This window comes from Streptomyces sp. NPDC059373, from assembly GCF_042751495.1.
GTDB lineage: Bacteria > Actinomycetota > Actinomycetes > Streptomycetales > Streptomycetaceae > Actinacidiphila.
In genome coordinates this window covers 876578-888869 of the sequence record NZ_JBHYXC010000001.1, presented here as the reverse complement: position 1 = coordinate 888869, position 12292 = coordinate 876578, and the positions used below count along the sequence as shown (strand labels likewise).

Annotated in this window: 12 protein-coding genes; 2 read left to right on the top strand and 10 right to left on the bottom strand. The window is 68.9% G+C overall.

The window, feature by feature from the left end:
* On the top strand, positions 1 to 330 hold a 330-nt coding region (locus ACFXJ5_RS04165; RefSeq protein WP_384626470.1), incomplete at its 5' end, for an acyl-CoA dehydrogenase family protein.
* Positions 331 to 355: 25 nt separating this feature from the next.
* The gene (locus ACFXJ5_RS04160) at positions 356 to 1219 is read left to right on the top strand and encodes a 3-hydroxybutyryl-CoA dehydrogenase (RefSeq protein WP_384626468.1); all 864 of its coding nucleotides are present in this window, start codon (positions 356 to 358) and stop codon (positions 1217 to 1219) included.
* 62 nt (positions 1220 to 1281) lie between these two features.
* On the opposite strand, the gene ACFXJ5_RS04155 is transcribed toward ACFXJ5_RS04160, so the two are convergent.
* The 10 genes from ACFXJ5_RS04155 to ACFXJ5_RS04110 all read right to left on the bottom strand — a co-directional run bounded on the left by ACFXJ5_RS04155 (position 1282) and on the right by ACFXJ5_RS04110 (position 12285).
* Entirely contained in the window at positions 1282 to 2793 is a 1512-nt protein-coding gene (locus tag ACFXJ5_RS04155) for an AMP-binding protein (RefSeq protein ID WP_384626465.1), read from the bottom strand.
* 459 nt (positions 2794 to 3252) lie between these two features.
* Entirely contained in the window at positions 3253 to 3942 is a 690-nt protein-coding gene (locus ACFXJ5_RS04150) for a saccharopine dehydrogenase NADP-binding domain-containing protein (protein WP_384626463.1), read from the bottom strand.
* Between the two features lie 32 nt (positions 3943 to 3974).
* Entirely contained in the window at positions 3975 to 5012 is a 1038-nt protein-coding gene (locus ACFXJ5_RS04145) for a dihydrodipicolinate reductase (protein WP_384626460.1), read from the bottom strand.
* Between the two features lie 18 nt (positions 5013 to 5030).
* Positions 5031 to 6041: an NADP-dependent oxidoreductase gene (locus ACFXJ5_RS04140; RefSeq protein WP_384626457.1), complete on the bottom strand. Its 1011-nt coding sequence runs from the start codon at positions 6039 to 6041 to the stop codon at positions 5031 to 5033.
* On the bottom strand, positions 6038 to 6919 hold the full coding sequence (locus ACFXJ5_RS04135) for an NAD(P)-dependent oxidoreductase (RefSeq protein WP_384626454.1): 882 nt from the start codon (positions 6917 to 6919) through the stop codon (positions 6038 to 6040). The genes ACFXJ5_RS04140 and ACFXJ5_RS04135 overlap by 4 nt, the downstream gene beginning before the upstream one ends.
* Positions 6916 to 8424 (bottom strand): aldehyde dehydrogenase family protein, encoded by a 1509-nt coding sequence (locus ACFXJ5_RS04130; RefSeq protein ID WP_384626452.1) that lies wholly within the window; start codon positions 8422 to 8424, stop codon positions 6916 to 6918. Before ACFXJ5_RS04130 ends, ACFXJ5_RS04135 begins: the two co-directional genes overlap by 4 nt.
* Positions 8425 to 8440: 16 nt before the next feature.
* Positions 8441 to 9208, bottom strand: coding sequence for a gamma-glutamyl-gamma-aminobutyrate hydrolase family protein (locus ACFXJ5_RS04125; RefSeq protein WP_384626450.1), 768 nt, complete (start codon positions 9206 to 9208; stop codon positions 8441 to 8443).
* Complete coding sequence (locus tag ACFXJ5_RS04120; RefSeq protein ID WP_384626447.1) at positions 9208 to 10314, bottom strand: Zn-dependent alcohol dehydrogenase; 1107 nt, start codon at positions 10312 to 10314, stop codon at positions 9208 to 9210. Before ACFXJ5_RS04120 ends, ACFXJ5_RS04125 begins: the two co-directional genes overlap by 1 nt.
* A complete protein-coding gene (locus ACFXJ5_RS04115) occupies positions 10314 to 11672 on the bottom strand; it encodes a glutamine synthetase family protein (RefSeq protein WP_384626445.1) in 1359 nt (452 codons plus the stop codon). Before ACFXJ5_RS04115 ends, ACFXJ5_RS04120 begins: the two co-directional genes overlap by 1 nt.
* Entirely contained in the window at positions 11665 to 12285 is a 621-nt protein-coding gene (locus tag ACFXJ5_RS04110) for a hypothetical protein (RefSeq protein ID WP_384626442.1), read from the bottom strand. Before ACFXJ5_RS04110 ends, ACFXJ5_RS04115 begins: the two co-directional genes overlap by 8 nt.
* Positions 12286 to 12292: the final 7 nt, after the last annotated feature.

Below are 12292 nucleotides of genomic sequence, written 5' to 3'. Positions count from 1 at the left end.
GCCGAGTTCCAGGGCATCCAGTTCATGCTGGCCGACATGGCCATGAAGCTCGAAGCCGCCCGCCAGCTCACCTACGCCGCCGCCGCCAAGTCCGAACGCAGCTACGCAGGCGGCGGGGAGGAAGGCCTGACCTTCTTCGGCGCAGCCGCCAAGTGCTACGCCTCCGACGTCGCCATGGACATCACCACCGACGCCGTCCAGCTCCTCGGCGGCTACGGCTACACCCGCGACTACCCGGTCGAGCGCATGATGCGCGACGCCAAGATCACCCAGATCTACGAGGGCACCAACCAGGTCCAGCGCATCGTCATGGCCCGCAACCTCCCGTAAGCCACCAAGGACCAAGGACCCAGCCATGGAAACCATCTCCCGTCTCGGTGTTGTCGGTTGCGGCCTGATGGGCTCCGGCATCGCCGAAGTCGCCGCGCGCGGCGGAATCGACGTCCTGGTCGCCGAAGCCACCCGTGACGCCGCCGAGGCCGGCAGGCGCCGTATCACCGATTCCCTCGACCACGGCGTACGGCGAGGCAAGCTGAGCGTCGAGATACGCGACCTCGCCCTGACCCACCTGTCGTTCACCTACGACCTCGGGGACATGGCGGACCGTCAGTTCGTCATCGAGGCCGTCGCCGAGAACCGGGACATCAAGACCAACGTCATCCAGACCCTCGACAAGGTCGTCACCGACCCGCAGGCCGTCCTTGCCACCAACACCTCTTCCATCCCCATCGTCGATCTCGCGGTCGCCACCGAGCGCCCCGAACACGTCATCGGGATGCACTTCTTCAACCCCGTCCCGGTGCAGACGCTGGTCGAGCTGATCCCCGCTCTCACCACCGGCGCGGACACCCTGGACCGCACGCGCCGCTTCGCGACCGAGCAGCTCGGCAAGGTGACCGTCCAGGCCCCCGACCGCTCGGGCTTCGTGGTCAACGCCCTGCTGGTGCCGTATCTGCTCGCTGCCGTCCGGATGGTCGAGTCCGGCTCGGCGAGTGCGGAGGATGTCGACCGCGGTATGGAGCTCGGCTGCGCCCACCCGATGGGGCCGCTGCGGCTGCTCGACCTTGTCGGCCTCGACACCGCCGAGGCCATCGCCGACTCTCTGTACGACGAGTACAAGGAGCCGCTGTACGCGCCTCCGGCCATGCTGCGCCGTATGGTCGCCGCAGGGCACCTGGGCCGCAAGAACGGCCGCGGGTTCTACGACTACAGCGGCTGACCCAAGAGGACTGCCCGGGGTCGACCGCCTCAGCGGTTGACCCCGGGCAGTCCTCTCCTCTCTCACGCCCCCAAGGCGGCATCGTCTGAGAATCGCCGTGCGACCTCGCGGCGGTCGACCTTCCCTGAGGCGGTCAGCGGCAGCTTCTTGTAGATCACCCAGCGTTCGGGAACTGCGTAGTCGGGAAGTCGCGTCGCGAGGTGGTCGCGGGCGGCGTGTTCGTTGAACATGGTGTCGGGGCGGGGCTCGACGGCGGCGGCCACGCGCTGCTGGAGAACGGGGTCCTCGATGCCGAAGACCACGACCTGGCCGACGTCGGGGCGCTGTGCGATGCAGGACTCGACGAAGGACGGAAGGATCTTCTCCCCGCCACGGTTGATCACGTCGTCGACCCGTCCGGTGAGCCACAGCAGCCCGTCGTCGTCCAGATAGCCGAGGTCTCCGGTACGGAGCCACTGCCCCCGGAATTTCTGCTCGGTGAGCTCGGGCTGACGCCAGTAGCCGGTCATCCTGGTGGGGCCGGTGACCCACACCTCGCCGGTCCGGCCCGGGGCCTGCTCGTGGCCCTGGTCGTCCACGACCTTGAGGTGTACGCGGGGGGCCGGCAGGCCGACGGACTCGCCCTTGGAGGCGACGAGTTCGTGCGGCAGGAAGCTGCAGATCGAGGTGAACTCGCTGAGCCCGTAGGCATGGGTGAGCCGCAGATGCGGCCAGCGGGCGAGGAGTTCGTCGATCCAGGCGGCAGGCATCGGGCTGCCGCCGAAGAACAGCTTGGCGGCGGGTCCGTAAATGTGCTCGGCCTCGTCGGACATCATGAGCATGCGCAGGATGCTCGGGACCGCGGCGAGGAAGGTGACGGGCCGCTCCCGCAGTTCGGCGATCGCGTCGCCCGTACGGTACTTGGTCAGCAGGTGCGTGCAGCCGCCGGCGACGAGCATGTGCCCGAACTGGTCGTTGAATCCCGTGTTGTGGAATACGGGTACGAGGATCAGCGTGCTGTCGTCCGGTGTGCTGCCGTGGAACTCGGCGACCGCGAGCGCACCCTTGTAGAGGGCCTCGTGGCTGAGCACCGCGCCCTTTGGGGCGCCGGTGGTGCCGGAGGTGAAGCTGATGAGGGCGATGTCCTCAGGGTCCGGGGCATCCGGGACCGTGAACTCGTTCCCCTGGGCGGTACGCACCAGGTCGCCCAGTTCGATCACCTCGCGGCCCGGCCGGGCAATGTCCCGTACGAGTTCCGCGTGGGCGGCGTCGTGCAGAACGGCCTTCGCCTCCAGCAGGTCGCACTGGTCGCGCAACTGGGTGGCGTTGAGGCGGTTGTTGGCCGGAGCGACGACGACGCCCAGACGCAGGCACGCCAGGTAGGCCATGATCCAGGGCACGCTGTTCAGGCCGATGAGAACGACCCGGTCGCCCCTACCCGCGCCACGCGCTGCCAGTGCCCCGGCGACGCGATCGACGCTCGCGTCCAGTTCGGCGTATGTGAGGTGCTCGGCTCCGTGGCGCAGCGCCACCCGGTCCGGGGTCGTACCTGCCCAGTGCCGCAAGGCCGCCGGGAGGGTCTGCTGTGTGTGCATGGCGGCAACCTCTGGGCTAGACCCGCGAGATGCGGGCGCCGTCACCGGCGAGGGAGACGAGGATCTCTTCGTACAGCGACAACGCCGCGTCCCAGCGCAGCGCCTCGGGCCCCCACGCCCCGGCCTCGGCACCGTGATCCATGAGCACCACCGCCGCCACCGCGGCGCCGAGCCCGGTGGTGCGGGACATCGGGGCATCGTCGGTGATGACGAGCGAGTCAAGGACCTCCTGGCCCTTGAGGGCCTGGACCAGGACACCCGAGGCGGCGTTGGACTTCTGCTTGGCGGGCTTGCTGTTGTAGCGGGCCCACATGAGCTTCCACAGGAACTCGGCGGGTTCGACCTGAGTGCCGTCGATGTCGACCCGCACGTCGGTGTAGCCGAAGCCGATCCGGCCGAGGGTGGAGAAGGCGGCGTTGGCCCAGGCGGGCTGCAGAGCGCCCTTGCAGCTCGCGTACGTCAGCTGCGGGTAGTGCCGTGACAGGGTGAGCGGTTCGGGGTGAGCGGTGTCGTAGGCCTCGATGACGCCGGCGGCTGCGGGAACACATACGACGCGGCGGTCGCGGGTACGAAGCCGGGCGACTGCACCCACGCGCCGTCCCGCCAGACGGAGCAGGGGTTCACGGCCATGTGCAGCATGTGCCGCAGGGGGGCCAGGCCCCCCGGGTCACTGTCGTGGACGAGCCAGACGACCTGGACGCCGTCGGCGGTGGGGTGGGTGTCCAGCAGGCGGCTGGCCATCCAGTTGGACACGCCGGGTGAGAGGCCGGCCCCGGTAATGAGGGGCAGGCCCGCCTGCTTTGCCTCGTCGTGCAGGGCGACGATGGCCTCGGTGCCCTCGACGTCGTCGCAGATGTCGACGTAGGCCGCACCCGCAGCCAGGGCCGCGCGCGCGACGGCGTCGGAACCGGTAAAAAAGGGGCCGGTCAGATTGACGACGGCGTCGACGCCCGTCAGGTCCACCTCGCCCTTCGATACGTCGGCGAGCCGCCCGGTCACCCGGCCCGGGTCCAGGGACTCCGCGTACTTGACCGCTTCCTCGGACCGGTCCAGGGCCACGAACTGCGCGTCGGGGAGCTGGTCGAGCAGGATGCCGAGGGCACTGCGACCCATGTGCCCCAGCCCGACCACCGCGATGGTGCGGCTCATGTGTGTCTCCTCAATTTCAGTGGATGTCAGGCTTACGCGAGCCGACCGGGGGTGACGTAGCTGTGCATCGGCATCGACCGGTACCGCAGCGGGGGCAGTTGATCGGGGGTGACGAATCCGGCGGGGGCGTTGATGACGTCCGGGATGCGATTCACCCACTGGGTGCAGGTCGTCGTATAGCTGGGGACCACACCGTTGTCGAGGAACAGGTCGGGCTCACCCTTGATGACCCATTGATTCATGTCGCTCTCGCCGGCGCCGAAGATATAGCCCGACATCTCGAAGGTGAAGGTGGGCCCTTCGACCGTGTGCATGACGTCGATGTCCGAGTAGCCGATCACGGTCCCCTTGGAGAAGGTGGTACCGATGCTGTTGGAGTGCCGGTCCTCCTCCGCGACGACCGGGCTGATCTCGGTCTTCCATTCCTTCGGCGTCAGGCCGGTGGCCTGGGCGAGCGCCGCGAGCAGATTGCCGCCGAAGGTCGGGGGGCGGTGCTCGGAGGCGATGGACTCCTGGAACTGCTCCAGGGTCTCCCCGACATGCTTGCTCTGGATGATCTCGGCGCCGTATTCGTCGGCGTTCCAGGTGGCCTTCCCATACACGGAGTCGATCCGGTGTGCGGTGCCCAGGAGGGCGCTGACCTGGTGGAGCCAGAAGGAGTCCTGATGGCCTGAGCCGGTGATCGTCGCGCCGTGCTGCTTGGCCAGCGCGTCCAGTTCGGCCGCGATGGCCGGTGACGAGGACCAGGGGTAGAAGGACTCCTCCGAGATCGTGACGACATTGGCGCCGTGCCGCACACAGAGCGCCAGCTGTTCCTGGATCTCCGGCAGGAAACTCTGGGTCGCGTGCAGTACGACATCCGGCCGGTGGGTCGCCAGCACGTGCTCGGCGTCCGCCTCGATCGGGACACCGATATGGCCTATACCCGCGAACTCTCCGAGGTCGCGGCCGACTTTACTGGGGTTCCGGGCGATGGCGCCCACGATCTCCACGTCTTTTTCGGTCATCAGCCGGGTGGCCAGGGCACCCATGGCACCGGCACCGTACACAACCGCTCGAATCCTGCGCATTCCGGTCTCCATGGGGGTTCAGTGCTCCAGCCGCACGAGCATTTTCCCGAGGTTGGCACCTCGGAAAGTTTCGAGCAGAGCGTCGACGGCATTGTCGAGCCCGTCGAAATAGGTCTCCTTGTAGGTCAGGCGCCCATCGGCGAGCCATTCGGTGGCCAGCGCCCGGTATTCGTCGGCGAGATCCTCGTTGTCGTACACGATGAATCCCTGGAGCTTCAGCCGCCGGACGATGGAGAGCCCCAGATTGCTGGGCCCGGCGGGTTCCTGCTCGCTGTTGTACGTCGCGATGGAACCGCAGAGCGCGAGGCGGCCGAAGTCGCGCATGTGAGTGAGCGCGCCCTCCAGGTGGTCGCCTCCGACGTTGTCGAAGTAGACGTCGAGGCCGTCCGGGGCGTGTCGGGCCAACTGCTCGACGACTGGGCCGTCGTGGTAGTCGAAGGCCGCGTCGAAGCCCAGTTCGTCGAGGAGATAGCGGACCTTGTCCGGTGAGCCGGCCGAGCCGATGACCCTGGATGCGCCGAGATTGCGCGCGATCTGGCCGACCGCGCTGCCGACCGCGCCCGCCGCCCCGGAGACGAAGACGATGTCGTCCTTCTTCAGTTCGGCCATGCGTACGAGGCCGGTGTACGCGGTGAGGCCGGTCATGCCGAGTATGCCGAGGTACGCGGACGCCGGGGCCCGGGCGGTGTCGATGACCTTCGCCCGGGCGGCGTCGAGTACGGCGTGCTCGCGCCAGCCGTAGTCGTGGACGACCATGTCGCCGACCGCGAACGCGTCGTCGGAGGACTTGATCACCTCGCCGACTGCGCCGCCTTCGAGAGCCGCGTCGGCCTCGAACGGGGCGATGTAGGACCGGCCTTCGTTCATCCGGCCCCGCATATACGGGTCCACCGACATCACGGTGTTACGGACGAGGATCTGCCCGGGGCCCGGCTCCGGAAGCTCGGCTTCGACGAGACGGAAGTGGTCGTGGGCGGGCCAGCCGGTGGGGCGTGAGGCGAGGTGAATCTCGCGGGTCGTGAGTGTCATGGGGTCTTCCCGCTAAGGACTTCGTGGGTGACCGCCAGGGACTTGTCGCCCAAGCCCGCAGTCTGGGCGGCCCTGAGATTGCTGAGGAATCCGCTGAGGATGTTCGCGGGCCGGCCGGTCGCCCGGATGGCGTTGGTGACCATCGCCATGGCCGCCTCGTAGGTGTCGACGGTGGCCTGGTCGGTCGCGTAGTCACCGGAGGTGATCTGCTCCACGCCCTGCAGGATTTCGGCGCGCATCAGCTCCAGCCACCGGATGGCGGGCCCGGCGAGCCGGTCCGCCGCAATTCCGTGGTGTGCCGCATAGGCGCTGGCCTCGTAGAAGGCGCCGAGCGAGACGCAGAGGAAGGCTCCTGTGGCGGCGGTGTCGATGACGTTCGCCTCGTGGATGACCGGTCCGGTGTGGACCGTGCCCGAGCCCATCGCGGTGAGGACGTCCTTGTACATGTCCCAGACGGCCTCGGGACCGGAGAGCAGGATGTCCGCGGTGCCGCCGAGGTCCTTGGGGAAGGAGAGGACGGCTCCGTCGAGATAGGTCATGCCGGTCGGCGCGAGCGCCTTCTCCATGGCCGCCGCCCCGTGGGCGTCCCCGGAGGTGAGGTTGACGAACACCGACCCGGTGGCGGCGACCCCGGGAGCTATCGAGGTCACGACCTCCTCGACCGCCCGGTAGTCGGAGAGCACCGCGACCGTCACATCGCCCCAGGCCACCGCTTCGCTGGGCGACCACACCGTACGGGCGCCGGCATCCGCGAGCGGTACGCACTTGCCCGGGCTGCGGTTCCATACGGCCACGTCGTGCCCGGCGTCCAGGAACGCCTTCGCCACCGCCGATCCCATGAGGCCCATGCCGAGCACGCTGATCCGGGTGGCCGTCACAGCGCGATCCAGGTCATCTTGAGGGCGGTGAACTTGTCCAGTCCGTGGGTGCTCTTGTCCGCGCCGTGGCCGGAGAGTTTGCGCCCCCCGAAGGGGACCGAGGAGTCGCCCTCCTCGAAGCAGTTGACCCAGACCATTCCGGCGTCGATGGACCGGGCTATGCGGTTGGCACGGCCGAGGTCGCTGGTCCATACCGCCGAGCCGAGGCCGTAGTCGGTGTTGTTGGCGATCGCGATGGCCTCGGCCTCGTCGGAGAAGGTGAGTACGGAGAGCACCGGTCCGAAGATCTCGTGCTGGGCGAGCCGGCTGTCGGGGTCGACGTCCACGAACACGGCCGGTTCCACGAACCATCCGAGGCGGTCGAGTGCCTGGTCGGAGCCGAGGACGAGTTTGGCGGGGCTCTGGATGCCCTTGGCGATCTCGGCCAGGACCTCGTCGCGGTGCCGCCTGCTGGCCAGCGGTCCGAACTGGGTGGCCGGGTCGAGCGGGTCGCCGATGCGCAGAGCGGCGAGGTGTTCGACGACGCCTGCCACGACCTCGTCGCGGATGGACTCGTGGACGATCAGGCGGGATCCGGCGGTGCACATCTGGCCGGAGTTCCAGGAGATCGCCCAGGCGGCTGTTCTGATCGCCTCGGCCAGGTCGGGGGCGTCGGGGAAGACGATGTTCGGCGACTTGCCGCCGAGCTCCAGCCAGACCGGTTTGGCGTTGGACTCGCCCGCGTAGGTCAGGAGTTGCTTGCCGACCTCGGTGGAGCCGGTGAAGGTCAGGGTCGCGATGTCCGGGTGCCGGCCCAGGGCGGCGCCGGTGACCGGTCCGCTGCCGGTGACCACCTGGAGAACGCCTGCCGGCACCCCTGCCTGATGGGCCAGTTCCGCCGCCCGCAGCATGGACAGCGGCGACTGGCTGGCCGGCTTGAGGACGACGCTGTTCCCGGCGACCAGGGCGGCGGGCACCTTGAACGTCGCCAGGGTCATGGGGACGTTCCACGGCGTGATGGCCGCGACCACCCCGAGCGGCTCGCGGCTCACCACCGCCAGCGCCTTCCCGCGGCCCCGGGGGGATTCGTCCATGAGCTTGTCGGCCAGTTCCCCGTACCACCGGATCAGGTTGATGGTGGTGCGCAGCTCGATGAACCAGGCGTCGGTGACCGGCTTACCCATCTCCAGCGCCACCAGCAGCGCCATCTCGTCGCGGTGCTCCTCCAGCAGGTCGGCCCAGCGGATCAGCACCTCGCCCCGCTCGCGCGGCTCAAGACGTGACCAGACTCCGCTGAGGAACGCCTTGTGGGCGCTCTTGACGATGGCGTCGATGTCACCTTCGTCGGCTGCCGGAAGGTGCGCGACGATCTGGCCGTCACGCGGGGACACCAGCGGAGAGGTCGCTCCGCTGCGGGCGCCCGCCCAGGCGCCGTCCACCCACATTCCCTGGGGCAGGGACGTGGACCGGAGCAGGCTGAGCCACTCGTCCTTCGTGGCGGGTGCGGGCTTACGCGTCGTGCTCATGAGTGGCGTTTTCCTTTCAGCGGGTGGAGAGGCCGACGGGGCGGGGGGCGGTGGCGGCGGCGGTCAGCCAGGCGAAGCCCGGATCGCCGGACGCCTGCCATTCGGGATGCCACTGCACGCCCAGGACCGGACGGCCCGGGATCTCGATCGACTCCACGACCCCGTCCGCCGCGCGCCCGGAGATCACCAGTGCGTCGCCGCAGACGTCCACCGCCTGGTGGTGCCAGGAGTTCACCCGCGCGCTCGGTCCGTACACCGCCTCGGCCAGCGAGCCGGGCGTGAAGGTCACCACGTGGTCGGCCTCGCCGTCGGTCGGCGCCGCGTTCGGCGAGTAGTGCTTCACGGAACTCGCGGGCAGGTCGGGCACAAGCCGGCCGCCGAGGGCGACGTTGAGCATCTGATGGCCCCGGCAGATTCCGAGCACCGGCACACCGCCGGCGACTGCGGCGCGGATCAGCACCGCCTCGTAGGCGTCACGCTCGACGTCGTGGGCCATGCTGCTGAGCCGCGGGTTGCCGTCGGCCGCCACCGCGCTCTCGTCCCCGCCCCACTGCCGGGGGTGGATGTCCTGGCCGCCCGTGACGATCAGACCGTCCAGCCGCTCGGCCGCGTCCGCCGAGCCTGCCTCGAAGGGCAGGTGGACGGGGATGCCGCCGGCTTCGGCGACCCGGCGTGCGTAGTCGGAGAAGAAGAAGTCGAAGTGGCGCCCGGCGAATCTCGGGTCCATCTGGTCGACGAGACCGGCGGTCAGCCGACGTCCCGTAATGCCGATCAGTGGTTTCATCACAGCCACCCCACATCGGCGACCACGCGGGTCGCACTGCCCGAACTCAGCGTCTTGAAGCCGTCGTTGATGGTGTGGAGGGTGACGCGTTCGGACACCATCTCGTCGAGCAGCAGGCGTCCTTGCAGATACAGGTCGATGTATCGCGGCACGTCCACCTTGAACTGGTTCGATCCCATGAACGATCCCTGGAGGCGCTTTTCCTGGAGGTAGAGCTCCGATCCCCTGATGGAGATCGGTGCGGTGTCCGGCACCATGCCCACGACGGTGGCGAGCCCGCCCGGCCTGAGCATCGCGAAGGCCTGCTCGACCGTACGGCTGCTGCCGACCGCCTCGAAGGTGAAGTCGGCGCCGCCACGGGTGAGTTCGCGTACGGCCTCGACGGGGTCGGTCTCGCGGGCGTTCACCGTGTGGGTGGCGCCGAAGCGCGTCGTGGCCGCCAGCTTCTCCGGGACGATGTCCACGGCCACCACCTGGGCGGCGCCGGCGATCCTCGCGCCCTGGATCGCCGCCACGCCGATGCCGCCGGTGCCGATCACCACGACGCTGCTGCCCGGCTGGACCCGTGCGCTGCGGAAGACGGCGCCCAGGCCTGTCGTCACCGCGCAGCCGAGGATGCTGGCGGTGGCCAGGGGCATGGCCTCGGGGATGGCCACCAGGGCGTTCTGGTGGACGACCATGGCCTGGGCGAAGGCGCCGATGCCCGCCGTGGGACGTACGGGCCTGCCGGCCGCGTTGAGCAGGCGGGGGCGGGGCCGGTCGTGCGAGAGGCTGTTGCGGTTCTCGCACAGCGTCAACTGGCCGTTGGTGCAGTATCCGCAGCGCCCGCAGAACACCGAGAGGCAGGTCACGGCATGGTCGCCGACACGCAGCCCGATGACATTGGAGCCCACGGCCTCCACCACCCCGGAGGCCTCATGGCCCAGGACGATCGGCGGATCCGTCTCGAACGTGCCGTTGATCTCGTGCAGGTCCGAATGGCACAGCCCGGCGTTGATGACCCGGACCAGCACCTCGTCCGGTCCCGGTTCGTCGAGTTGGAGCTTTTCGATGTCCAGTTCACCCGGTGCGGCGTTGAGGACCGCCGCGTCGATCACGGCGGCCATCACGGCAGCTCGAAGTAGCGGTTGGACTCCCAGTCGGTGAGCCCGGTGTCGGGTACACCGCCCGTGGTGTGGAACTGCAGCCACTCCCACTGCCTTGTACCGAGCCAGTAGTCCACCAGTTCCTGCCCGAGGACGCCGGTCAGAAGGGTGTCGGCGCGCAGCGCGTCGGCGGCCTTGCTGATGCTGTTCGGGATCTTCGTCGCTCCCGGGGGGAGGCACCAGGCCATGTCGTCGAACGGGGCGGGCGGGTCGATCTTGCCGTCGAGGCCCGCGATTCCGCCGGCCAGAACGGCCGCCAGCACCAGATAGATGTTCGCGTCGGCGCCGGGGGTCCGGTACTCCAGGCGGGAGTACTTCGGGTGGCCGGTCACGGCACGTACGGCTGTGGTCTTGTTGCCCACGCCCCACGCGACGGTCGTCGGCGGCCCTTCCAGCTCCTGGACACGGCGGTACGAGGTGATCGTCGGCATGGCGAACGAGGTCGCGGGGACCAGGGTGGCCATGACGCCACCGAGGAAGTGGTTCATGACGTCCGAGAGACCGCCGGCCTCGTCGTAGAAGGCGTTCTGCCCGTCCTGCTCAAGGGATACGTTGATGTGCGAGGCCTGCCCGTACTCGTCGCACCACTTGGCCATGAACGACACGCAACGGTCCTGCTCGAAGGCGACCTCGCGCATGACCTGCCGGGTCCGCGCCCAGTAGTCCGCCGCCGTCACCGGATCGGCCGGGGCGACGTTGAACTCGATCTGGCCGGACGCCGCTTCGTCGCCCCAGGCCTCCCACGGGATGCCCAGTTCCTCCAGCCGGCGGGCGACCGCCAGCATGTAGTCCTCCCAGTCCTTGGACTTGGCGAGGTGGTAGGCGGAGCCCGCGCTGCCGCCCAGCGGGGTGAGGCCGCGGTAGCCCTTGGCGCGGGCCTCCTGGATCGACTCCTCGAAGACGGTGGCCTCGATCTCGACGGCGACCTTCGCCTGGTATCCGCGCTCGGCGAGCAACCCGGTCATACGCTGCAGGGCATTACGCGGACAGGCCGAGACCGTGGAGCCGTCCGGAGCCCAGAAGCCGCCGATGACCGAGGCACGCCCCGGGGACCACTCGATGAGCGTCGACAGATCGGCGTGCAGAAAGATGTCCGCGAGGTCGCCACGCCACTGCGGCATAGCGAACCCGAACTGGGGCGCGTTGCCCAGGTCGAGCCCGAACGCGACGTCGGCGAAGGCGAATCCAGACGTGAGCCCGGAGCTGAACTTCCGGCACGACACGTTCTTCCCGATGAACGACCCTTCCAGGTTCGTCCCCTCGACCCGGACGGACTCGATGCGGTGCTCGCGCAGCCAGTCGTCGATGTTCTCAGGCATGGAACCTCACCTTCATCGATGCTCCCGCCATGACGGACAGCTGGGTCATGGTGCCCCGGACGGCCAGCGCGCCCACGTACACCTCGTCGAGGAACAGATCGGTCCCCGTGAACACCCGCGCGAGCTTCTCCGCGTCGCCGCCGATGAAATAGCGCGGGGTGCCGGCGCCGAGTACGAGTTCTTCCTCCCTGCACCCGATGACCAGCTGCTGCGGCATGCCGGTGTCGCCGGAGGTGAACTCCCAGAAGGCCAGCGCCGCAACCTGCCATGGCGGCAGGGGCGGTTCGAGGATCCGGCGTACGGCGCTCACGAGAGGCGAGCCGGACTCGGCGCCGCCGACCGACTCGACGGCGAACCGGTCGGCGAGGTTCACCGTGAGAACGACGTCGGGATCGCCGACGGCGCCATGGTCGACCGCGACCCCGCCGTTCCCGAAGCGGATGGTGGCCGCCTGCGGGTCGTCCTTCGACTTGACGACAACCGTCTCCTGGAGCGTCTCCATCAGGCGGAGCAGTTCGGGGACACGGGCACTGGCCCGGAGAGTACGTCCGACCGACAGCACGAGCGGGGTCGGATCATCCTCCAGTGCCACCGGGAAAGCGGGGTCGGTCATGTCCGGC